The organism is Rhodococcus globerulus NBRC 14531 (assembly GCF_001894805.1).
GTDB classification, from domain to species: Bacteria; Actinomycetota; Actinomycetes; order Mycobacteriales; family Mycobacteriaceae; genus Rhodococcus_F; species Rhodococcus_F globerula.
Genome location: NZ_BCWX01000001.1, coordinates 1,299,437 through 1,321,318 on the forward strand (window position 1 = coordinate 1,299,437; position 21,882 = coordinate 1,321,318).

Annotated in this window: 22 protein-coding genes; 15 read left to right on the forward strand and 7 right to left on the reverse strand. The window is 63.7% G+C overall.

Annotated features, from left to right (window positions below; all coding sequences use genetic code 11):
* The first annotated feature begins 1 nt into the window (after position 1).
* Complete coding sequence (locus RG2_RS05740) at positions 2 to 1,309, forward strand: sensor histidine kinase (protein WP_033231218.1); 1,308 nt, start codon at positions 2 to 4, stop codon at positions 1,307 to 1,309.
* Positions 1,310 to 1,332: 23 nt separating this feature from the next.
* On the opposite strand, the gene RG2_RS05745 is transcribed toward RG2_RS05740, so the two are convergent.
* Positions 1,333 to 1,866, reverse strand: a complete 534-nt coding sequence (locus RG2_RS05745; protein ID WP_033231509.1) for a GtrA family protein — start codon at positions 1,864 to 1,866, stop codon at positions 1,333 to 1,335.
* 139 nt (positions 1,867 to 2,005) lie between these two features.
* Between RG2_RS05745 and RG2_RS05750 the strand changes: the two genes are divergently transcribed.
* The 7 genes from RG2_RS05750 (at position 2,006) to RG2_RS05780 (ending at position 9,463) form a co-directional block, all read left to right on the forward strand.
* Positions 2,006 to 3,274, forward strand: a complete 1,269-nt coding sequence (locus RG2_RS05750; RefSeq protein ID WP_033231217.1) for a 5-(carboxyamino)imidazole ribonucleotide synthase — start codon at positions 2,006 to 2,008, stop codon at positions 3,272 to 3,274.
* The gene (purE, locus tag RG2_RS05755; protein ID WP_033231216.1) at positions 3,258 to 3,776 is read left to right on the forward strand and encodes a 5-(carboxyamino)imidazole ribonucleotide mutase; all 519 of its coding nucleotides are present in this window, start codon (positions 3,258 to 3,260) and stop codon (positions 3,774 to 3,776) included. The genes RG2_RS05750 and purE overlap by 17 nt, the downstream gene beginning before the upstream one ends.
* Positions 3,777 to 3,800: 24 nt before the next feature.
* On the forward strand, positions 3,801 to 4,184 hold the full coding sequence (locus RG2_RS05760; RefSeq protein WP_033231215.1) for a hypothetical protein: 384 nt from the start codon (positions 3,801 to 3,803) through the stop codon (positions 4,182 to 4,184).
* A 20-nt stretch (positions 4,185 to 4,204) separates the two neighbouring features.
* Positions 4,205 to 5,386: a sensor histidine kinase gene (locus RG2_RS05765; protein ID WP_033231508.1), complete on the forward strand. Its 1,182-nt coding sequence runs from the start codon at positions 4,205 to 4,207 to the stop codon at positions 5,384 to 5,386.
* Positions 5,387 to 5,396: 10 nt separating this feature from the next.
* On the forward strand, positions 5,397 to 6,089 hold the full coding sequence (locus RG2_RS05770) for a response regulator (protein WP_033231507.1): 693 nt from the start codon (positions 5,397 to 5,399) through the stop codon (positions 6,087 to 6,089).
* A 129-nt stretch (positions 6,090 to 6,218) separates the two neighbouring features.
* Positions 6,219 to 7,019, forward strand: a complete 801-nt coding sequence (locus RG2_RS05775) for an ABC transporter ATP-binding protein (protein WP_045070610.1) — start codon at positions 6,219 to 6,221, stop codon at positions 7,017 to 7,019.
* Positions 7,016 to 9,463 (forward strand): ABC transporter permease, encoded by a 2,448-nt coding sequence (locus RG2_RS05780; RefSeq protein ID WP_033231214.1) that lies wholly within the window; start codon positions 7,016 to 7,018, stop codon positions 9,461 to 9,463. Before RG2_RS05775 ends, RG2_RS05780 begins: the two co-directional genes overlap by 4 nt.
* Before the next feature lie 6 nt (positions 9,464 to 9,469).
* On the opposite strand, the gene RG2_RS05785 is transcribed toward RG2_RS05780, so the two are convergent.
* A complete protein-coding gene (locus RG2_RS05785; protein WP_033231213.1) occupies positions 9,470 to 10,183 on the reverse strand; it encodes a TIGR03089 family protein in 714 nt (237 codons plus the stop codon).
* 21 nt (positions 10,184 to 10,204) lie between these two features.
* The gene (locus RG2_RS05790) at positions 10,205 to 11,719 is read right to left on the reverse strand and encodes an LCP family protein (RefSeq protein ID WP_051730210.1); all 1,515 of its coding nucleotides are present in this window, start codon (positions 11,717 to 11,719) and stop codon (positions 10,205 to 10,207) included.
* Between the two features lie 94 nt (positions 11,720 to 11,813).
* Here RG2_RS05790 and rfbD point away from each other — a divergent pair, with 94 nt between their 5' ends.
* The 4 genes from rfbD to RG2_RS05810 are packed head-to-tail and all read left to right on the forward strand — an operon-like array spanning position 11,814 to position 15,508.
* A complete protein-coding gene (rfbD, locus tag RG2_RS05795; protein WP_033231212.1) occupies positions 11,814 to 12,668 on the forward strand; it encodes a dTDP-4-dehydrorhamnose reductase in 855 nt (284 codons plus the stop codon).
* A 43-nt stretch (positions 12,669 to 12,711) separates the two neighbouring features.
* The gene (locus RG2_RS05800) at positions 12,712 to 13,626 is read left to right on the forward strand and encodes a glycosyltransferase family 2 protein (RefSeq protein WP_033231211.1); all 915 of its coding nucleotides are present in this window, start codon (positions 12,712 to 12,714) and stop codon (positions 13,624 to 13,626) included.
* On the forward strand, positions 13,623 to 14,702 hold the full coding sequence (manB, locus tag RG2_RS05805; protein WP_033231210.1) for a mannose-1-phosphate guanylyltransferase: 1,080 nt from the start codon (positions 13,623 to 13,625) through the stop codon (positions 14,700 to 14,702). Before RG2_RS05800 ends, manB begins: the two co-directional genes overlap by 4 nt.
* A 32-nt stretch (positions 14,703 to 14,734) precedes the next feature.
* Positions 14,735 to 15,508, forward strand: coding sequence for an SGNH/GDSL hydrolase family protein (locus RG2_RS05810; protein ID WP_033231209.1), 774 nt, complete (start codon positions 14,735 to 14,737; stop codon positions 15,506 to 15,508).
* A 4-nt stretch (positions 15,509 to 15,512) separates the two neighbouring features.
* Here RG2_RS05810 and RG2_RS05815 read toward each other — a convergent pair whose 3' ends face one another.
* The 3 genes from RG2_RS05815 to cofD are packed head-to-tail and all read right to left on the reverse strand — an operon-like array spanning position 15,513 to position 18,427.
* Positions 15,513 to 16,070 (reverse strand): NUDIX hydrolase, encoded by a 558-nt coding sequence (locus RG2_RS05815; protein ID WP_033231208.1) that lies wholly within the window; start codon positions 16,068 to 16,070, stop codon positions 15,513 to 15,515.
* Positions 16,071 to 17,438, reverse strand: coding sequence for a coenzyme F420-0:L-glutamate ligase (locus RG2_RS05820; protein ID WP_033231207.1), 1,368 nt, complete (start codon positions 17,436 to 17,438; stop codon positions 16,071 to 16,073).
* Positions 17,435 to 18,427 carry a 2-phospho-L-lactate transferase gene (cofD, locus tag RG2_RS05825; protein ID WP_033231206.1) on the reverse strand — a complete coding sequence of 331 codons (993 nt, stop codon included), beginning with the start codon at positions 18,425 to 18,427 and terminating at the stop codon, positions 17,435 to 17,437. The genes RG2_RS05820 and cofD overlap by 4 nt, the downstream gene beginning before the upstream one ends.
* A 402-nt stretch (positions 18,428 to 18,829) precedes the next feature.
* Here cofD and RG2_RS05830 point away from each other — a divergent pair, with 402 nt between their 5' ends.
* Positions 18,830 to 19,093: a WhiB family transcriptional regulator gene (locus tag RG2_RS05830; RefSeq protein ID WP_165826358.1), complete on the forward strand. Its 264-nt coding sequence runs from the start codon at positions 18,830 to 18,832 to the stop codon at positions 19,091 to 19,093.
* 186 nt (positions 19,094 to 19,279) lie between these two features.
* Here RG2_RS05830 and RG2_RS05835 read toward each other — a convergent pair whose 3' ends face one another.
* Complete coding sequence (locus RG2_RS05835; RefSeq protein WP_033231205.1) at positions 19,280 to 19,768, reverse strand: metallopeptidase family protein; 489 nt, start codon at positions 19,766 to 19,768, stop codon at positions 19,280 to 19,282.
* Between the two features lie 80 nt (positions 19,769 to 19,848).
* On the opposite strand from RG2_RS05835, the gene RG2_RS05840 reads away from it, so the two are divergent.
* Complete coding sequence (locus RG2_RS05840; protein ID WP_033231204.1) at positions 19,849 to 20,247, forward strand: DUF3499 domain-containing protein; 399 nt, start codon at positions 19,849 to 19,851, stop codon at positions 20,245 to 20,247.
* A 138-nt stretch (positions 20,248 to 20,385) separates the two neighbouring features.
* The gene (locus RG2_RS05845; RefSeq protein ID WP_033231203.1) at positions 20,386 to 21,759 is read left to right on the forward strand and encodes a phosphomannomutase/phosphoglucomutase; all 1,374 of its coding nucleotides are present in this window, start codon (positions 20,386 to 20,388) and stop codon (positions 21,757 to 21,759) included.
* Positions 21,760 to 21,882 lie beyond the last annotated feature (123 nt).

A 21,882-nucleotide genomic window follows, 5' to 3' on the forward strand; every position in this document is an offset into this window, starting at 1 on the left:
GATGCGTCGGCGCATTCTCCAGTCGATTCTCGGGGTCGTCATCCTCACCGCGTTGTTGCTGGGTGTTCCGCTCATCTACACGGCTTGGTTGTGGGTCGAAGACGTGAGCCGCAACGATTTGCGGGTGCGACTCGATCGCATGGCCACCGAGGTGATCGCCCAGGAAGGTTCTCTCGGCGTTGTCGACGGAGCCCTCAATACCGACGCACTCCGATTGCTCACCCCGAACGACGCTCGACTTGTTGTCGTGTACCCGACCCCGTCGGACGGGGCCGCTCGCGTCGACATCGGCGAAGCGGTAGTGAAAAATCCGCTGGTCGAGTCGTTGGCGATGGGATCGTCCGGGTCACTGCGCCTCGAAGTGCCGTCGGAGAGATTGCGGACGCAGCAGAAGCAGGCAGTTGGGGCGGTCGGAGTATTGGTCCTTGTCGCGATCACTACCGGAGCCGTCGTCGCGGTGGTCACGGCACGTCGACTGGCCGGGCCACTGCAGGACGTTGCCGAACGGGCGGCGAGGTTGGCAGAAGGTGATTTCCGGCCGGACCCACGACGCCACGACATTCCCGAACTCGACCGAGTGTCCGATGTCCTCGATGCAGCGACTGTCGAGATTGCCGGCCGACTGCAGCGTGAGCGAGCGCTGGTCGCGGACGTCTCGCACCAACTGCGTAGCCGACTCACCGCAGTGCGGCTGCGTCTGGACGAGTTGTCGGTGCACAGCGACCCTGATGTCGTTCACGAAGCTGAAGAAGCCATGGCCCAGGTTGATCGGCTGACGGAGGGAATCGACGAGTTGGTGCGGTCCTCGCGCAGCAGCGGTTCCGCAGCCACAACAGTCTCCGTGGTCAGCGAACTCGAAGGCGTCTGCGGGGATTGGCGGCCGCAGTTCGAGGATGCCGGACGAGCGCTCCGCTTGACCGGCGACCGCGGCGTGACAGCGTCGACAACAGGCTCTCGCCTGCGCGAAGCCGTGTCCGTTCTGGTGGACAATGCTTTTGCCCACGGCGACGGAACCTGCACGGTATCCGTTCGATTGATCGACGGAGCTCCCAAGCGCGAAGCGATGGTCTGTATCGAGGTGACCGACGAAGGCGGCGGGGTCGACAACAATCTCGCTCCGCACATTTTCGATCGAGGCTTCTCCGGGGCCGGTTCCACCGGCGTCGGGTTGGCGCTGGCGCGGGCGCTGATCGAAGCGGACGGCGGTCGGCTCGAGCTACAACGTCGAACGCCGGCACTGTTTGCGGTGTTCCTGCCGGTGGCGTCCGAAAAGCCGGTCGACGTCGGCACGCTGCGCGAACCGCGGTGACGTGAAGCGCGAATATCGCTGCGTCAGGCTTGGTCGAGTTCTTCTTCGGTGTGGTCATCGCTGACGATCTCGGCATTCTCTTCCGGGAACACGAATTTACGGAAGGACCAGAAGCGGAACACCATCTGCAGGAGATTGCCGATGATATAGGCGCTGATGAAGTCGGCGATATTCTCCGTCGTCAAGCTGACTTCGGGAACGCGCAGGTTGAAGACGTAACTCGAGATGTACAGCGGAATGAAGCTGATCACCACGCCGATCGCGCTGATGAAGAAGAACAGCGCTGCCTCGTGGGCAGGTTCGCGTCCGCCACGATTCTTGAACGACCACTCACGATTGAGGATGTACGACGCGATCACCGCGATAACGCCGGCGATGATCTTGGCGGTGATCGGCTTGGATTCGAGGATCGAGAGCTTGAGTGTGTAGAAGATGCCCGAGTCGATCAGGAAGGTGGTTCCGCCGACGATCGCGAACTTGATCAGCTCGCTGTGGCGCAGGGCAATGTCTCGGAACGGCTGGGGTATGCGGGCGATTACCCCGTCGACAAATGACACAACAGATGAGTTTACGAAAGAAAACCACGCCGTCATGGTTTTGTTCGGAAATCATCAGCAGAATCACAGACAGGGTCGGCGCTACGAAGCGCCCGCCCCGGCGCATGACTACATCCGGCGCATGACAACATAGATAGCCGTGACCGGCAATAACGACGCAGTTCAGTCCTCCCCCCGCCCGACCACCGCGCGACCGGCGAACAAGGCCATGCCTGTCGTCACCATGATCGGTGGTGGACAGCTCGCGCGCATGACTCACCAGGCAGCCGTTGCCCTCGGCCAGACGCTCCGGGTGCTGTCCGGAACGGCCGGTGAGCCGGCCGCACAGGTCAGCCCCGATGTTGTTCTCGGCAGCCACGACGACTTGGACGCGCTGCGCCGCGCCGCCGTCGGATCCACTGCGCTCACATTCGATCACGAGCAGGTTCCGACCGAACATCTCGAGGTGCTGGTGGCCGAGGGTGTCAACGTGCAGCCGCCGCCGCAGGCACTGATCTTCGCTCAGGACAAACTGCTGATGCGTCGTAAACTGGCAGAACTGGGCGCACCGGTGCCCGCGTACGCCGAGGTGACGTGGGCCGAGGACGTCGTACGTTTCGGCGCCGAGCACGGCTGGCCGGTTGTCATCAAGGCAACGCGCGGTGGATACGACGGCCGTGGTGTGTGGATCACCGACGACTCCGACGAAGCCGAGGCGATCGTCACCGAGCAGTTGGACAAGGGTGTTCCGCTGATCGTCGAGGAAATGGTGTCGATGCGCCGCGAACTGTCGGCGATGGTGGCGCGGTCACCGTTCGGTCAGGGTGCGTCGTGGCCTGTCGTGGAGACCGTGCAGCGACACGGCCAGTGCGCCGTTGTCATCGCGCCGGCTCCAGATCTGCCCGGTGCCGTTGCGGCAGAAGCGGAACAGCTTGCGTTGCGGATCGCGTCGGAGCTCGGGGTTGTCGGTGCGATGGCCATGGAACTGTTCGAGACGACCGACGGCCGTCTTGTAGTCAACGAATTGGCGATGCGCCCGCACAACTCGGGTCACTGGACCATGGACGGTGCCCGGACGTCGCAGTTCGAGCAGCACTTGCGCGCCGTTCTCGACTACCCGCTCGGCGATACGTCGCCGATTGCTCCGGTCACGGTGATGGCCAATGTTCTCGGTGCTCCCGAAGCTCCCGAGATGAGCATGGACGAGCGTGTCCACCACCTCTTCGCCCGGATGCCCGACGCCAAGATTCACCTGTACGGCAAGGGTGAGCGCAAGGACCGCAAGATCGGCCACGTCAACATCGTGGGCGGGGCAGGCTCGATCGACGACCCGAATTACGTTGCCGCAGTTCGGGAACGGGCTGAGCGGGCAGCGCACTGGCTTTCGTATGCAGTATGGACCGACGGATGGGATGTACACGGTGAGTGAGAGTATGGGCGCGCAGGTCGGCCTGATCATGGGCAGCGACTCCGATTGGCCGACGATGGAAGCCGCAGCCGAAGCGCTCGCAGAGTTCGGAATTCGCTTCGAGGTCGGTGTGGTCTCGGCACACCGCACACCGCAACGGATGCTCGACTACGCGAAGGACGCTGCCGGCCGCGGCATCAAGGTCATCATCGCCGGCGCAGGCGGAGCGGCGCACCTGCCCGGGATGGTCGCCTCGGCAACGCCGTTGCCGGTCATCGGTGTACCGGTTCCGCTGAAGTATCTCGACGGTATGGACTCGCTGCTGTCCATCGTCCAGATGCCTGCCGGTGTTCCGGTCGCGACGGTGTCGATCGGTGGAGCCCGCAACGCCGGTCTGCTCGCCGCCCGCATCCTCGGTGCCTCGGATCCCGCGCTGCAGGCAGCCATGGTGGTATTCCAGGAAAGCCTCGAGACCATGGTGCTCGAGAAGGACAAGGCGCTGCGCGAAAAGCTGCTGGGCTGAGAAGCTGCGTAGCTGAGATTTTTCATGCGTGAACGACGCGGCCTGCCGCTGACCCTGATCCGAGCTAGTCGGGGCAGCGCGCAGGCCGCATTCGTGACGCAGGTGGCGTTGCTCTATGCCCGAGTGCTGGGCGCGCGCATCACCTTCGACGACGAGTTCGGAATTTTTGTCGCCTCCGGGATGCGGCGCGGATTTGCCCGCGGCGGAACAACTCTCGGTGGTGTGTATCTGACCCGCCGGAACATTACTCGGGCAGTGCTGCGTCACGAGGCGATTCATGCCGACCAATGGGCCAGGCACGGACTGGCATTCGGGCCGAAGTACTTGCGCGAGGAACTGCGCCACCCGGGCGTGCGAAACAAGTTCGAGATCGAAGCCGGGCTGGCAGACGGCGGTTACCGCGTCTGAGTAGCGCTACTGTGGGCGGCATGGCCCGTTTTCCGACTAGTGAACGATTTGTGCGCTGGACTACGGAACACGCGCGCGGCATCGACATCACCCTGGCTTGCGCGGTCGCCTTGCTGAGCCTGGTCACCGCCGCCACAGCCGGAGTCTGGGCTGTGATCGTCTCGCTCGGCATGAGCGTCCCGTTGGCGTGGCGACGGTCCCGCCCCGAGCTGTCCGGCATGCTGATTGCCGGCTTCGCGGTACTGCACGTTCTTGTCATCGGAAACACTCTGCTCGGCTGCGCGATAGCCGTTCCGATCTCGCTGTACGCCCTCGCTGCATACGGCGCGCGGTGGAGTAGTTTCACCGGACTGGGGATCGCCTTACTCGGGTCGATCGCGGCGGAGTTCCGATACTTCGGCTACGACGGCATTTCGTTCTCCGCGCAAGTGTTTCAAGCGGTGGGCCTGATGATCTTCATGCTTGCGGTCTGGGCATTCGGAGACTTGCGGCGTGTGCGAACCAAACAACTCGAAGGTCTGACCGAACGCGCGCGACTGCTCGAACTCGAGCGAGCGCAGGAAGCCGAGATCGCCACCATCAGTGAGCGTTCGCGAATCGCCCGTGAGATGCACGACATCGTTGCCCACTCGCTCACCGTGGTGATTGCCCAGGCGGACGGCGGTCGGTACAGCGCGGCCAAGGATCCGCAGGCAGCGGTTCAGGCGTTGGAAACCATCGCGTCGACGGGGCGGGCGGCCTTGACCGACATGCGTGCGCTTCTCTCGGTGCTCCGCGAAGATCGGCCGCGAGATTTTGCGGTGATTCCCGGCGCCGGCGATATCGACGCTCTGCTGGAGGACCTGCGCCGCAGTGGACTTGATGTCACCGCGTCCGTGGCCGGAGAACCACGCGATCTGTCGGCCGGTGCCGGTCTGACCGCGTATCGCATCGTGCAGGAATCGCTGACCAACGTACTCAAGCACGCCGGACCCGGCGCCCACGCGGGCGTCGAGATCACCTGGACCGATACCGAACTCGTACTTCGCATCGCCGACGACGGACGCGGTGGTAGTGCTGCGCTTGTCGAATCCTCACCCGGTGGACAAGGCTTGATCGGGATGTCGGAACGCGCGCGGCTGCACGGCGGGACGATTACCGCCGGCCCCCAGGCAGGCGGCGGATACGCCGTGCATGCGGTGTTGCCGTACGAGAGGACCTAGGGTGTCATCCATGGACAATCCGGTGACTCCGATTGCAGTGGCTCTTGTCGACGATCAGCAATTGGTTCGAGCGGGTTTCCGGATGGTGATCGACTCACAACCCGACCTCGAAGTGGTGGTCGAGGCGTCCGACGGGCAGCAAGGCCTGAACCAGCTGGCAACTCGTCGGGTGGATGTCGTGCTCATGGACGTCCAGATGCCGAACATGGACGGGATCGAAGCGACGCGGCGGCTGCTGACTACGGCGGATGCCCCAAAGGTTGTGGTGCTCACCACATTCGACAACGACGAGTACGTGATGTCGGCCATCAGGGCAGGTGCCAGCGGATTCCTGCTCAAGGACGTACCGCCGGAGCAGTTGCTCGACGCCATTCGCACGGTGCACCGCGGCGACGCCGTCATCGAGGCGCGGGCCACGCGGCGTCTGCTCCAGCATGTCGGACCACTCCTCGAAGGCTCAGCCCCCGAGGCGGCGTTACCCGGCGATCTCACACCCCGGGAGATCGAAGTTCTCGAGGCCATGGCGTACGGGCTGTCGAACTCGGAAATTGCCGCCAAGTTCCACGTTTCCGAAACGACCGTGAAAACTCATGTGGGACGGGTTCTTTCGAAAACCAAATCCCGCGATCGGGTGCAGGCAGTTGTCTTCGCGTTCCAGATCGGACTGGTGCGCCGTGCTGACCTGTTGAGTGCTGATACGTAAACTTGGTACTGCAGGGCTTCGTACTGCTGAAGACTGATCCGGTGTCCTCCTGTGGGAGGATACCGGCGAGCCCGAAATCGGTCCGCGCTCCGACGCGCCAGCCCCCGGTGCTCCCATAGCGTCGTAGACATGAATCAGCATAGGAACAGCGCGCCTGCAATCACGGCGCGCGGTGTCACCAAGGTCTACGGCACCGGCGACACCGCTGTCCACGCATTGGGCGGCATCGACGTGGATTTCGGCCGCGGAATGTTCACGGCGATCATGGGTCCGTCCGGCTCCGGAAAATCGACGCTCATGCATTGCCTGGCCGGTCTCGACACGGTGACAGGTGGGCAGGTCTACCTCGGAGACACGGAGATCACCAAGCTCGGCGACACCGAGCTCACCGAATTGCGCCGCGAGCGAATCGGTTTCGTATTTCAGGCCTTCAACTTGCTGCCGGTGCTGACGGCCCGCGCAAATATGGTGCTTCCGATGAAGTTGGCCGGCAGTGAACCCGAACCGGCGTGGATGGACCAAGTGGTCAAAACCCTCGGACTGTCCCAGCGACTCGACCACCTTCCGCACGAGCTGTCCGGCGGGCAGCAGCAGCGCGTTGCGGTGGCACGCGCATTGTTGCCACAACCGGACGTAATTTTTGCCGACGAGCCCACCGGTAATCTGGATTCACGTTCCGGTACAGAGGTTCTCGGTTTGCTCCGCACCGCTGTCCGGGAGAGTGGTCAGACCGTGGTCATGGTCACTCATGATCCGGTTGCGGCGTCGTACGCCGACCGAGTGGTGCTGATTGCGGACGGTCGTACGGCCGGCGAGATCTCCGGCCCCACCGTTGATTCGGTGATGGCCGCGATGCGCGGACTCGGGGCAGACGATCTGGGTAACGCCGGCTCGAGCAACGCCCCGCAACCGATCGGTGTCTACCGATGAGGGCACTGGCTTTTGCTCAGGCCCGGGCACATGCGGGCCGGTACGTCGCGTCGATCCTTGCCGTGGTGATCGCCGTCGGGTACATCGTCGCGACGTTGACGTTGAGTTCGACGGTGACCGCCAGTGTGCGGACATCGCTTGCTGCGCAATATAATACGACGGATGCGGTTGCGTCGGGTCCGGATGTGGACCTCGGGGCCTTGCGCAGCGTGCCGGGTGTGTCGGCAGTGGCCGAGGACGTCGCGGGATACGTCCGGGTCGATTCCGCGGAGCAAGGTGTGTCGTACGGCGATGTGCTGTCGGTTTCCGACAGCCCGCAGCTGCGTTGGCAGAGTCTCGCCCAAGGAGAGTGGCCGACCTCGCCGGGACAGGTTCTCGTAAGCGCTGATTCAGGGATTCCCCTCGGGGCCGAGATCATTGTAACTGCGGCGAATTCGGGGGAGAGCGCAGCAGATCCGAGTGCTCGGGTTGTCGGGTTTGTCGATCTGAGTGGGTCGGCGCAACGACTCGGCGGCACCAAAGTGTTTGCCACACCGGAGCAGGCGGCGACGTGGGCGGGGGACTCCGCCACCCGTGAGTTCCGCATCGTCGGTGACGGTTCGGTGACGCCTGACCAACTTGTGGAGCGGGTGGCGCACGCGCTGCCGGCAGGCTCGACCGTTGTCAGTGCGGAATCCGCCACCGACGCCGCGGCAGCCGAGTACCTCGGCGGCACGGACATTCTCAGCACTGTGCTGCTGGCCTTCGGCGCGGTTGCGGTGGTGGTTGCGGCACTGGTCATCGCCAACACGTTTGCGGTCCTGCTGGCGGCCCGAACGCAGGAACTCGCGTTGCTGCGGTGTGTTGGTGCGACCGCCACGCAGGTTCGTCGCAGCATTCGGACCGAGGCTGCCGCAGTTGGTGTGATCGCATCGATCCTCGGAGTGGGACTGGGCATCGGATTGGCGGCCACGATCGGTGCGGTGGCCACTGCCGCGGAAGTACCGGTGCCGCTGTCGACTCTGACCGTCACACCGGTGACCCTGTTGGTCGGACTGGTGGTCGGCATCGTGATGACGATGGTTGCGGCGTCGGCACCCGGTCGTGCGGCAACCCGGTTGTCGCCCTTGGCGGCCCTGGTACCGATGGAGTCGAAGCCCGAACACGTGGCGGCTTCGGTGATTCGGGTTGCCTTCGGCATCGTTGCACTACTCGGCGGTATCGCGGCGACAGTAATGGGTGTGATCGGGCAGCAGGTGATGGTGGCAACAGTCGGCGGCTTGCTCTCGTTTGTCGGCATCGCGGCTCTGGCAGGTCGGATCGTGCCTGCGTTGATCACAGCGGCCGGCGGCGTCCTCGGGCGGATGATCGGCTCGGTGGGCGAACTCGCAGCGGGCAACGCCGGCCGGAATCCGCGTCGGACCTCTGCGACAGCACTGGCTTTGCTGATCGGAGTGGCGTTGACGAGCACCATGGCGGTGGGTATCGCCACGGTGAAAGACGCTGCGCCGGTGGCGATGGACAACCAGTTTCCGGTCGATGTCATGGTGAGCAGTTCCGGATCCGCGTCACTGCCGGAGGCTCTGGGCACCGACATCGGCGCGATAGCGGGAGTCCGTGCCGTCAGCGGCCTGGTGAATGCAGATCTGATGCTCGACGGGCACGGGTCTCTGCAGGGGTACGGGGTGGACGCGGCGCAGGTGAAAGACGTTCTGCGTAACGATATTTCAGTTCCGGATCCCGGCCAACTCGTGCTATCGCCAGCCGACCTGACCGACTACGGACTTGGTGCCGGTGATACCGTCACCCTGCGCGGAGATCGTGGACCATTCACCGTGAGTGTGATCGAGGGTGTGAAAGGGCAACCCGCACTGGTGGATCGAGCAGACCTAGCGGCGGCGTCCACCCCGACCATCGACGGTTACTGGGTCAGACTGGGCACCTCCACCGACGAAGAGGCGCTCGCCGTCACCGACCGCATCACCGAACTCGCGCGGCAGATCGCGCCGGGTAGCGACGTTCAAGGTATGACAGAGATGCGTTCGGCGATCGATTCGATCCTCGACACCATGCTGATGGTCGTTGCGGGCCTGCTGTCGGTTGCCATCCTGATCGCGCTGATCGGCGTCGGGAACACCCTGGCGCTCTCCGTTCTCGAGCGGCGCCGCGAATCCGGACTGCTGCGCGCACTCGGACTGACCAGGAAGGGAATTCGAGCGATGCTGATCTGGGAAGCGCTGTTGGTCGCTGGAGTCGCGTCGGTGATCGGTGTTGTCTTCGGTCTGGTGTTCGGAGTCGCGGGAACGGCGTCTGTTTTCGGGGTTGGCGACGTGTCGCTCGGCGCCGTGCCCTGGGCGCAGTTGGTGGCCATCACCTTGATCGGCGGCGTGGCCGGAGTGATCGCCTCACTCCTGCCTGCCCGCCGAGCCGGGATGGTCTCACCCGTCAGCGCACTGTCGAGTTGAGTGCGGTCAGAACTGCTTCGTGACCTTCTCGGTGCCCACTCGGCGCGCGGTAACATCCGCGTCCGGGTGGGCTACCTGCACGAGCGACGCGCCGGCGGCCAGCACCGACAGCAGTCCGCCGATCAGTTCTTCAGCCGAATCCCACGACGCGCTGGACATCACACGATCCGACGACGTGAGTTCGCGGGCGGCGGCGGATTCCGTTGCCGCGCGCACGGTTTCCGTAACCGATCGGCCTTCCAGTGCCGCTCCGGCGCCCGCGGCGCGGAACTGATCGCCATGCACTCGGATGGACGTCGCGTAGTCGGCAACCCCGATCGGCAGGTCGCTCAGGCCCTTGCCGAATGCGTCGAGGGACAGCGCCGCGACCTCAGGGACATCGGCGACGTCATCGAGTCGATCCGCCGTCACGAAAGCAAGTTCGGCGTCGGACTCGGGGGAGAGGACAACCTCGCACCCGGCCCACCACACACCGAGTAGGACGGCAACGCTCTGCCAGTGGGCCGGCAGCAGCACCGCAACTTTTGCTCCCGGCTCGAGAGCAAACTCGTCGCGCACCATGTTTGCGGTCTTGGCAGCCCAATTCACCAGGGTGCTTGCCGACAACTCGATGCGCTCGCCGCTCGCATCGTCGTAGTACGTGACCCGTGGTCCGGCAGGATCGGCCGCGAGGATCGGTCCGAGGAGTGCGTCGGTCAGATTGTCGGCAGATGAAGGCATCCGCTCAGTTTACGCAGAGTATTAATTCACACAGCGGGGTCCGCTGGATGCGGCGTCGATCGGCGGTCCGGCGGGAGCGGGAGTCGGACTGGTCTCGGTTGTGCTCGCCGAGTCCGGTGTCCCGGAAGCTGAAGTCGAGCCGGAATCCGTTGGTGACACGGAATCGGCGGACGTGGGACCGGAGTAGTCCGAGGCGAGAACAACTCGAACGGTGTTCGAGGGCAACGACGAATCCGCTTTTACGGTCAAGCCGCCCAATACCTCGGCGACGGCAAGGGCTGCGTCGTCGTCCTTGGACTTCGCAAAGACCGTTGACTCGGATACGTCTGCACCGGTGTTGTTTCCGACTTCGCCTTCCCGGTAGCCGAGTGCGCTCAGTGCTTCGGAGACTCCGCTCGCGAGTCCGCCGATATCGCTGGCGTTAGCTACGTCGACGGTGAATTTCGAGGCATCGACGGTAGGCGCCGCCGAGGTGGTTTCTTCTTCCTCGACCTCTGCGCCGACGAGGTTCGCGATGTACTTCTTCACCTCTTTCGGATCGACCTTGACGATCGACTCGCCGTAGTCGGTCATACCGTTGATGTCGAGCACCGGGATGGTTTCGAACTGAACCTTGCCGCCCGCCAAATTTTGCAGTTGCTTCGCGAATTCGATGATGTCCCAGTCGTCGTCGATCACCACCGAGCGTGACACGGCGTTGGTCAACGAAGTGAGCTTGCCGGGATCGCTGAGTGTTTTCGCGCTGAGGACCTGGCTGACAAGGGAAGCCATGAACACTTGCTGACGCACGATGCGGTCGAGGTCGCCGCGGGGAAGATCGTGACGTTGCCGGACGAAGCTGAGGGCGTTCGATCCGTCGAGAGTCTGTTGGCCGGCCGGAAAATTGGCGCCGGAGAGAGGCTCGTTCACGGCCGCGTTGAGGCATACGTCGACGCCGCCCACAGCATTGGTGAGCAGAACGAATCCGAGCAGGCCGACCTCGGCGTAGTGGTCGACGGTGATTCCGGTCAGGTTCGCGACGGATTCGATGAGTGCTTCGCGGCCCGCTTCAGTGGATTTGCGGTCCGACTCCGATTCGCTTGCTCCGTTGTTGACCAGCCGCAGACGCTCGGTCTCCTTGGTTGCTCCGAAGGCTCCGTTGATCTTCGACATGCCGATGCCGGGAACATTGACGTACGCGTCGCGGGGAATGGAGATCGCGGTGGCGGAACTGCCGTCGTTGGGAACGCGGATCAAGATGATCGTGTCGGTGTTGGACGCAACTTCCTCACCGGCCCGTAGCGAATCCAGCTCGCTTTGGCTCAGGGGATTTCCGTGCGCATCCGTTCGGCTGTCGGTTCCCACCATGAGGATGTCGATGGCGCCGTCCTTGCCGCCGCCCAAGCCGAGTCCGCTGGCGGTGGCCAGGGAATTGCGCAGTGAGTCCACTCCGCGCCATGCAAAGCCGGTAACCAGTAACACCAGGACCGACACGACGGCGACGGCGATCCGGCCTGGGCTGGTCTTTGCTCGACTAGGCGCAGGCTGCGGACGCACGCGGCGTTGTGGTTGCTGGTGTGACACCCATCCAGGTTACTGGTCTACTCACGTCAGGTCGGGTACCTGGCGACGGCGTGCCAAACTGACGGGTATGACTAATATCCTGCTCACAGGGGCGCGCGGCCAGCTTGGAAGTCGTATCGAATCGCTTGCGCTCTCGGCGGGTCGAAGCGTTGTCGCTCTGGGTTCAGCGCAGTTGGACATCACGGATCGTGGTGCGGTCGACAAAGCGCTGACGTCCGATGTTCTCTCACCCGAGACGGTGGTGATCAACTGCGCCGCGTACACGGCAGTGGATGCAGCGGAGTCGGATGAGGCGGCGGCCACGGCAGTGAACGAGACCGGGCCGAGCAACCTGGCATCGGCCTGCGCGCGGGCGGGTGCCCGATTGATCCACGTCTCCACCGACTACGTCTTTCCTGGTGACGCTCACAGCCCGTACGAGGTCGATTCGCCGACAGGGCCGTCGACGGTCTACGGCCGCACGAAGCTTGCGGGCGAGGAAGCCGTGCGCAAGTCCGGCGCTGATTCCGTGATCGTTCGCACCGCCTGGGTCTACTCGGGTGAGGCCGGTGATTTTGTCGGCACGATGCGCCGCCTCGAAGGTGAACGGGACTTTATCGACGTCGTCGACGATCAGATCGGTTCGCCCACGTACAGCGTCGATCTGGCGGCCGGTCTGTTGGAACTGGCGTCACGTCCGTTCACGGGCACTTCGACACTGCACGCGACCAACGACGGGCAGGCCAGTTGGTTCGATCTGGCGCGCGCGGTGTTCGAGGAGATCGGTGCCGATCCGAATCGGGTTCGCCCGTGCACCAGCGCCGCATTTGTCCGCCCGGCGCCGCGCCCCGCGTACTCGGTGTTGTCCGGTGACGCGTGGGCGGCCGCGGGCCTGAGCCCGTTGCGCCCGTGGCGTGAGGCGCTTCACGACGCAATCGCGTGAGCAAAGTTCAGATGGAGCGCTCCGGGCGGCTAGGCTGACCGGCGTGAGTCCCAAGCTGGCCGTGGTAACGGTGACGTACTCGCCCGGCGAGCATCTCGAGAACTTTTTGAGCACACTCGCCGAGGCGACGACAGAAAAACCCCAGGTCATCATGGCCGACAATGGGTCGACCGACGGAACTCCCGAGGCCGCCGACAGCAAGTACGAACACGTTCGTCTGCTCCGTACCGGTGGAAATATCGGGTACGGAGGCGCGATAAATCGGGCTGTCGCGGAGATCGATCCGGCTGTCGAATTCATCGTGATTTCCAATCCGGACGTCCAATGGAGCCCCGGTTCACTCGACAAATTGGTGGCTGCGGCAAATCGGTGGCCAAGGGCCGGTGCGCTGGGGCCCAAGGTCCTCGAACCCGACGGCAGCGTGTATCCGTCGGCGCGATCCGTTCCCGACATCACTTCCGGTGCGGGACACGCAATTCTGGGCACGGTGTGGCCGAAGAATCCGTGGACGACTCGCTACCGCCAGGAGAACGAGGCGCTCACCGAGCGCGCGGTCGGCTGGTTGTCCGGTTCGTGCCTGCTCGTTCGCCGCGATGCCTTCGACGCCATCTCCGGGTTCGACTCCCGTTACTTCATGTACATGGAGGACGTCGATTTCGGTGATCGCCTCGGAAAAGCGGGTTGGCTCAACGTGTTTGTGCCCTCTGCGGAGGTAACTCACGCGAAAGGGCATGCGGCAGGGCGTCATCCGGAGTTGATGCTGCCGGCACACCACCGCAGTGCATACCGTTTCCAAGCCGATCGCCATCCACATTGGTGGCAGGCCCCGCTGCGTCTGGCACTGCGCGGCGGCCTGGCGCTTCGTTCCAAGATTGCCGTCGCATCCGCAGTGCGCGCTCGCACAGATCACCCGACCGATGACACTTCAGTTTCGAATCCCAGGGGACAACAACGATGACCGAACCTACTCCGACCGACGCGGTAATCCTGGTAGGCGGCAAGGGCACTCGCCTGCGTCCGCTGACCTTGTCGGCTCCCAAGCCGATGTTGCCGACGGCCGGTCTGCCGTTCCTGACGCACCTGCTCGCGCGGATCGAAGCTGCGGGCATCAAGCACGTCGTACTCGGTACGTCGTTCAAGGCAGAGGTGTTCGAGGACTATTTCGGTGACGGGTCGAAGATGGGCCTCGAGATCGACTACGTGTTCGAGAACGAACCGCTCGGAACCGGCGGTGGTATCCGCAACGTTCTTCCGAAACTTCGCGGTGACAACATCATGGTGTTCAACGGCGACGTACTCGGCGGCACCGATCTGAATGCGATCCTCGACACACACACGAAAACGGACGCGGACGTCACGCTGCACCTCGTCCGAGTCGGCGATCCGCGAGCGTTCGGCTGCGTACCCACCGACGAAGACGGTCGGGTGTCCGCGTTCCTGGAGAAGACCCAGGATCCGCCGACCGATCAGATCAACGCAGGCTGCTACGTCTTCAAGCGCGAGATCATCGAGCAGATCCCCGAGGGTCGCCCGGTGTCGGTCGAGCGCGAGGTGTTCCCGAACCTGCTGGCCGAGGGCAAGCGCGTCTTCGGTCACGTCGACACGTCGTACTGGCGTGACATGGGCACTCCGGAGGACTTCGTGCGCGGTTCAGCCGACCTGGTTCGCGGTATCGCGCCGTCACCCGCACTCGAGGGCCCGCGCGGCGAGTCCCTGGTGCATCCCGGTGCCGGTGTGGCTCCCGGAGCTGTGTTGATCGGCGGCACGGTTGTCGGACGCGGCGCAGAAGTGGGCGCAGGCGCCCGCCTCGACGGCGCAATCCTGTTCGACGGCGCCGTGGTGGAAGCCGGGGCAGTTGTCGAGCGATCGATCCTCGGATTCGGTGTTCGGGTGGGACCCCGCGCGCTCGTCCGCGACGCGGTGATCGGTGACGGTGCCGATATCGGCGCTCGCTGCGAATTGCTCCGCGGCGCTCGGGTGTGGCCCGGTGTGACGCTGCCCGACGGCGGCGTGCGTTTCAGCACAGATGTGTGATTGTTGAGCTTCGCAACTGGAATAATGGCCGGATGACTTCATTTCCGAGCCGCTACGTCGCCCTCGGTGATTCGTTCACCGAGGGCGTCGGCGACACAGACGACAGATTCCCCAACGGACTACGAGGTTGGTCCGAACGCGTCGCGGAGCAGTTGGCAATCGGCAACCCGGATTTCCGATACGCCAATCTGGCGATTCGTGGTCGACTACTCGGTCCGATCGTCGACGAGCAGCTGGGGCCCGCGCTGGCGCTGAAGCCGGACCTCGTGACGATCTACGCCGGCGGCAACGACATGATGCGCCCGAAGCTGGACCTCGACGCCGTGGTCGCTCGCTACGACACCGCGATTGCGGCGCTCACCGAATCCGGTGCTCGTGTAGTGATGTTCACCGCCTACGACACCGGATGGTCGGCGTTCTTCGGCAAACTCCGTGGCCGGATGGCCATCTACAACGAATTGGTGCGCGAAGTCGCCGATCGACACGGCGCGACCATCGTCGACTTCTGGCGGTTCGCCGAATATCAGGACCTGCGGATGTGGGACTTCGACCGTCTGCACATGTCACCTGCCGGGCATCAGAACATGGCCGCTCACGTGCTCGACGCCATCGGTGTGGGCCACACCCTCACCGCGCCGGATCTCGGTCCCGTGCCGGCGCAGTCGAAGATCGAGGCCAGGCGAGAAGACCGTCAATGGACCCGAGAGTTCCTGGTGCCGTGGCTGGCTCGGCGCGTCAAGGGCGTCTCCTCGGGTGACGGAGTCAACGCCAAGCGGCCCGAGTTGGCGCCCGCTTTTCAAGCCTGAAGGTTCAGGCCTGAAGGCGCAGTCTCGCCAGTGAGACCATGTGGTCGACGCTCTCGTGTTCGGCATTGGCTGGGAGGGAATCGACGGGCCACCACTGCAGGTCGGTCGACTCCTCGCTGCGCACGATCGGTGAGTTGTCCGGTGCCACAACAAGAAACCTCAGGTCGAGGTGCCGGGTCGGGACGCCGAGTGAACACGTGATGGGGTGCGTGTGTGCGGAAAGAAGTGCGGGGTCGATGCGCAGATCGTGAATTCCCGATTCCTCGCGAGCTTCGCGCAAGGCGGAATCGATCACAGTGTCATCAGTCGGTTCGCAGTGCCCGCCGAGCTGAATCCACTTCCCGACACGCGGATGCAGTGTGAGCAGGACGTGATTCAGGCTTTCGTCGATCACCAGCGACGACGCGGTGATGTGCCCCGGCGCATGACGGCGAAGGCATCCGTCTGGTGCGGAGTCGAGAAAAGCCAACATGGTGTGACGGAGGGACTCGTCGTGCGCTGACGGCGTAGACCATTGTTCCAGAACATCTTTGGCGGACCTGTGCAGAGTCTCTGCGCTCACCTACATCTCCACCAATGCGTCGCCGGCTGCGGGAGCCGTACGGGGAGTGAGCGGTTCGAGGGGGTGACCGACAGCGATGGCGCCGAGCGGTTGCCAATCGGCGGGCACGCCCAGATGTTCGCGCACCGTGTCGGCGGCAAAGATCGTCGAACCGATCCAGCAGCTCCCGATCTCACGGGTCGCGAGCGCAACCAGCAAGCCCTGCACCGCCGCTCCCGCCGCCACGGTGAACATCGTGGACTCCGCAGCGCTGCGGCGCTCGTCCGGGTAGCTGTGCGCGCCGTCGGGGACGCAGAACGGGATGACAACTTCAGGGGCGTCGAACAGGATGTTGCCACGCGCGACGCGGGCCTGCGCGGATTCCTCGGTGCGTCCGTCGGCGCGCAGATCGGTGCGCCACTTCTCGCGTAGTGCTTCCAGCAGTTGCTTGCGAATAGTGTTGGTGCGCAACCAGACAAAGCGAACGGGTCGGGTGTGGTGCGGCGCCGGCGCGGTCAACGCCTCGGCGATGGACAACCGAATCGCGTCGGCGTCAACAGGTTCCTCGCTGAACGCGCGAATCGAACGGCGCAGAAGCAACGACTGGCCGCGGCCCATCGCCGTGGCTTCGGCCGTGCCGAGCCAGAACAGATCGTCGGCACCGCGACGGATGAGATCCTGCGCTGTGGAACCGTTGTCCTGGAATCGCAAGCCGCGTACGACGGCAACCGGTACTCCGCCGAGCTTGCCCTTGACCAGATCGCCGGCAGCCGCGATTTCGTCGGCAACGGCGATCTCGGTCACGATCAGATCGTTACCCTGGCTGTCCTGCGCTCCGAGGTAACCGTGCAACACCGGGATTCCGGCGGCGCCGATCGCGGCGTCGGTCTGCCCGTTGCGCCACGCGCGGCCCATGGTGTCCGTCACCACGACGGCGACGGACTTACCGGCGGCATCGAGGAACCGAGCGCGCAGCGCGGCGGCACTCGCGTCGGGATCGACGGGAAGCAAAGCCAACTCGCCGCCGTCGACGTTGGAGCCGTCGATGCCGGATGCGGCCTGAACGATTCCGAGCTTGTTCTCCGTGATGAGGGTTCGGCCCTTACGCGCTACGACGCGTACGGCTTCCTGATCGACGAGTACACGCCGCGCGGCATCGCGCTCGTCGGGGTCGGTCGGGGACGAGACGATGCGGCCTTCGACCTTCGAGAACACTTTGCTCGTCACGACAAGGACGTCGCCGTCGCGGATCCACGGTGTTGCCTCGATGAGGGCAGCAGCCAAATCGTCCCCCGGACGGAACTCCGGAAGACCGTGAACGGGAATCACTTCGATGGCTGCGCCGGGCGAGTGATCGCCGGGAGCCTGATCGGTCGTGTTTGTTGTCACAGCGACACTCCGGCGATATCGAATGCGGTGGCCACCATCTCGGCGGTGGCCGCGGGCGAGGACATGATCAGTGGGACGGCGCGCACATCCACACCGTCGACGTCGGCGGTGTCACCTTCGTCGATCAGCCAGCCGTCGAGGATGCCGTTGATCGACCGGGCGCCGTAATGGCGACCGATTGCTTCGGATGTCGTCTCGACGCCGATGACGTCGAGGCACTCGTCGGCCATTCCGCGCAACGGTTTTCCGCCGATCACGGGGGAGAGTCCGATCACTTTGGCTGCGGTGGTGCGCAGTGCGCCACGAATGCCTGGCACCGCCAGAATCGCGCCGACACTGACAACCGGGTTGGACGGAGCGATCAGGACGACGTCCGCGTTCTCGATCGCCTCGAGCACTCCCGGGGCCGGCTTCGCCTGTTCGGCACCGACGTGAGCAAAGCTGTGGGTCGGGACGTGTGCGCGGTGACGTACCCACCACTCCTGGAAATGGATCGCTTTCTGCTCGCCGTCCTCCGGGTCGGTGATCACGACGTGCGTTTCGCTGCGGTCGTCACTGACGGGGATGAGGTCAACGCCGGGATTCCAACGATTGCACAACGCTTCGGTAACTGCGGAGAGCGGATAGCCCGTTCTGAGCATCTGGCTGCGGATCAGATGGGTGGCGATATCGCGGTCGCCGAGCCCGAACCAGTCCGGCTTGGCGCCGTACGCGGCGAGCTCTTCTTTTGCGTTCCAACTCTCGCCCTTGTGGCCCCATCCGCGCTCGGTGTCGATGCCGCCGCCGAGGGTGTACATGCAGGTATCGAGGTCGGGGCAGATACGCAGCCCGTGCATCCAGACGTCGTCGCCGACGTTGACCACGGCTGTGATCCGGTGTGGGCCTTGATATTTCTCGAGCGTTTCACCACCGGAGATGCCGAGTGCGTGTTGCACTCCTTGGAGGAAACGAGCTCCGCCGACGCCGCCAACCAATACAGTCACGTTCACTTGACAAAGACTAGGCGGTGCTCGGCTTGCCGTGTCCGCTGGGCGGTGTGTCAGATGCAAAACTCGGGCCGGAATACTAATGGATTCCTGTTCATTAGCTTGACCGCGACACGCTGGACGTGTGTAATCTCAAATGTGTCATTCCACCGATGTCGGCGAGTTTGCCTGCAGCGGGACCACATTCGAACGTAGTTTCGAGTGGTCAACGGGGTGGGGTTGAAATGGGTTGAAATACGGAGTGAAATTCTGCGCTATTACAGGTGAGGAGGCGGAACGATGCCCAATGAAAATGTCGAGATCAGTGCTCTGGCAATGACAGTGAGCTACGAACCGCAGACCGATTCCCAAGCAGGCGCAGCAGAAGGTGCCTGCAGTGAAATCGAGGCGGTGACTGCTCGGCCTGTGCTGAGTCTGGTGACCGGCTTCGAGGAACTGTTCGACACCATCGAGGATCAATGGCAGGAACGCGCACTCTGTGCGCAGACCGATCCTGAGGCGTTCTTCCCTGAAAAGGGTGGATCTACTCGGGAAGCCAAGCGAATTTGCCTCGGCTGTGAGGTTCGTGACGAGTGCCTCGATTATGCACTCGCCAACGACGAACGGTTCGGAATCTGGGGAGGGTTGTCGGAGCGCGAGCGTCGACGTCTCAAGCGGGGGATCATCTGATCTGCTGCTGAATCGGTTCGGTCAGCGTCGGGGCTGACGGGACGGTCTGCGAAAAGTCTTGACCTGCAACGGGGAATTGCAGGTCGTGCACAGACTTTCAGAGATATTTGCCTAAGGGACATGGGCTTTCGGCCCTAGCCTGCAGAGTACTTAGTCCTCTTCGGGTGCCTAGTCTTTTTCAGGTGCCTAGTCTTCTTCAGGGAACGTCGGATCGATCACTGATGGATCGACGCCGAGGAACGTACTGACTTGATGCACCAGCACGTCGTGAACCAGATCCGTGAGTTCGTCCGGATTCTTGGCACGCTGCTCCAGCGGTCGACGGAACAACACAATTCGCGCACGTGTCGTCTTGCCGTGGCGATCGATGCCGGCGGGGATCAAACGTGAGAGTGGGACAGGTCCGTCTGCGACTACTTCCGGTGGCCAGTTCACCGAATCCGGATCACGGGCAAAAATCTTCGGAACCTCGTCGACGGCGATGTCGAGTTTCTTCAGCCGGTCGTGCCATGCCAGGTCCACCGGAGCAAACGCCTCCATCACGAGGAGATCGAATTTCTCCGCTCGTGTTCGCCGTGCCGGAACTTCCGGCGGCAACAAAGGTCCGCGCAGGCCGCGGCCGTGCCGTTCGATCGAACGGGTGGTGATCGACCGTCTGCGGGGGGAGCGTGACATGGCGTCGAGATTACGACAGTGACGCTCCGTCGGTGTGTCCGAGTAGGTTCCCGCCGCGGGGAGGGCTAGGCTCCGTACCTGTGAGATCTCTGCGTCGCTGCTGCCGCCCCGGGTGCAAGAACCCCGCCGTCGCGACGTTGACGTATGTCTACTCGGACTCCACTGCGGTAGTCGGTCCTCTCGCGACCGTCGCTGAACCGCACTCGTGGGATCTGTGTGACAACCATGCGTCGCGTATCACGGTCCCGAAGGGCTGGGAAATGGTCCGGTACGAGGGTGGATTCTCGACCAGCACTCCGGACGAAGACGATTTGACCGCTCTTGCCGAAGCTGTCCGTGAGGCAGGTTTCGGCGACCGCGCCAAGGGACGTGAGGACACCGGCGTGTCCGCAGGCGACGACGCCCGTTCCGTCGCGCCTCCCGCGGTTCGCACCGGTCGTCGCGGTCACCTGCGTGTTCTGCCGGATCCGTCGGCCTGAACTTCCGGCCGCTTTTGCCTGACATCCCGTAGTCACGCGTGAAGCATTAGGCTTGCTCAGAACTTCCAGCGTCTTGCGAACTTCCAGTGTCCCGGTCGAAAGATCCGACGGGATGCGCACACAAGGAGAATGAATTCAGTGGGGCGAACAGCCGAGTCGGTTGCTGCAATCATCAAGGCGTACGACGTCCGTGGCGTGGTGGGTGAGCAGATCGACGAAGATTTTGTCCGCGATGTCGGCGCGTCGTTTGCCCGCTTGGTTCGGGACGAGGAGGGCGCTGCATCGACCGTGGTGATCGGGCACGACATGCGTGAGTCCTCACCCGCGCTGTCGGCCGCGTTCGCCGAGGGTGTCGTCGCGCAGGGACTCGACGTAGTACACATCGGACTGGCGTCCACCGACGAGCTCTATTTTGCTTCCGGGTTGTTGAACTGCCCCGGTGCGATGTTCACGGCAAGCCACAACCCCGCGAAGTACAACGGCATCAAGTTGTGCCGGGCGGGTGCGAAGCCAGTCGGTCAGGACACCGGTCTTGCTGTCATCTCCGGTGAGGTCGTCTCCGGAGTTCCCGAGTTCGACGGTCCGGCCGGCGCGGTCAGCAGCCGCGATGTGCTCGACGAGTACGCAAGCTACTTGCGTGGGCTGGTCGACCTGTCCGAGATGCGTCCGATGAAGGTTGCCGTCGACGCGGGTAACGGGATGGGCGGACACACAGCGCCCGCCGTCTTCGGCCCGATGCCGCTCGACGTGTTGCCGCTGTACTTCGAATTGGACGGCTCGTTCCCCAATCACGAAGCGAACCCGCTCGATCCGGCCAACCTGGTCGATCTGCAGGCGTACGTCCGTGAGACGGGCGCAGATGTCGGTCTTGCCTTCGACGGTGACGCGGACCGTTGCTTCGTGGTCGACGAAAAGGGTGACCCGGTGTCCCCGTCCGCCGTGACGGCACTGGTTGCCCAGCGCGAGTTGGCAAAAGAGCCCGGCGCGTCGATCATCTACAACCTCATCACCTCGCATGCCGTGCCGGAACTGGTCACCGAATTGGGTGGCGTTCCGATCCGCACCCGTGTCGGCCATTCGTTCATCAAGCAGCAGATGGCCGAAACGGGCGCAGTCTTCGGCGGCGAGCATTCCGCTCACTACTACTTCCGCGATTTCTGGGGTGCCGATTCCGGCATGCTGGCTGCTCTGCACGTGCTGGCCGCACTCGGTGAGCAGGACCGGCCGCTGTCTGAACTGATGGCCGAGTACACCCGGTACAGCGCTTCCGGCGAGATCAACTCGACCGTTGCCGATGCGGCCGATCGAACGGCTGCGGTCCTCGCCGCCTTCGCGGACCGCACAGAATCCGTCGACCGCCTCGACGGTGTCACGGTCAACTTGTCCGGTAATGCGTGGTTCAACCTGCGGGCATCCAACACCGAACCGTTGCTCCGACTCAACGTCGAAGCTCCGACGCAGGCCGACGTCGACGCGTTGGTCGGCGAGATTCTGGCGATCGTTCGAGGCTGAGTTCATTTTTCTGCCCGATTGGTTTGTCGGCGCGTCGGCCGCCTGGGATAGTTGGGGGACTATCCGCGCACGCGGTGCTGCGGTCGATGTTGGTTGCGAGAGAAGTTGTTACGGAGAAGGGGG

Excerpts from the sequence above, each read along its gene's own strand:
- RG2_RS05785 (WP_033231213.1), bottom strand. The coding sequence starts at position 10,183 with ATGCCTTCATCTGCCGACAATCTGACCGACGCACTCCTCGGACCGATC.
- RG2_RS05760 (WP_033231215.1), top strand. The coding sequence starts at position 3,801 with ATGCGTGAACGACGCGGCCTGCCGCTGACCCTGATCCGAGCTAGTCGG.
- rfbD (WP_033231212.1), top strand. The coding sequence starts at position 11,814 with ATGACTAATATCCTGCTCACAGGGGCGCGCGGCCAGCTTGGAAGTCGT.
- RG2_RS05775 (WP_045070610.1), top strand. The coding sequence starts at position 6,219 with ATGAATCAGCATAGGAACAGCGCGCCTGCAATCACGGCGCGCGGTGTC.
- RG2_RS05810 (WP_033231209.1), top strand. The coding sequence starts at position 14,735 with ATGACTTCATTTCCGAGCCGCTACGTCGCCCTCGGTGATTCGTTCACC.
- RG2_RS05770 (WP_033231507.1), top strand. The coding sequence starts at position 5,397 with ATGGACAATCCGGTGACTCCGATTGCAGTGGCTCTTGTCGACGATCAG.
- RG2_RS05780 (WP_033231214.1), top strand. The coding sequence starts at position 7,016 with ATGAGGGCACTGGCTTTTGCTCAGGCCCGGGCACATGCGGGCCGGTAC.
- purE (WP_033231216.1), top strand. The coding sequence starts at position 3,258 with ATGTACACGGTGAGTGAGAGTATGGGCGCGCAGGTCGGCCTGATCATG.
- RG2_RS05765 (WP_033231508.1), top strand. The coding sequence starts at position 4,205 with ATGGCCCGTTTTCCGACTAGTGAACGATTTGTGCGCTGGACTACGGAA.
- RG2_RS05740 (WP_033231218.1), top strand. The coding sequence starts at position 2 with ATGCGTCGGCGCATTCTCCAGTCGATTCTCGGGGTCGTCATCCTCACC.
- RG2_RS05835 (WP_033231205.1), bottom strand. The coding sequence starts at position 19,768 with ATGTCACGCTCCCCCCGCAGACGGTCGATCACCACCCGTTCGATCGAA.
- manB (WP_033231210.1), top strand. The coding sequence starts at position 13,623 with ATGACCGAACCTACTCCGACCGACGCGGTAATCCTGGTAGGCGGCAAG.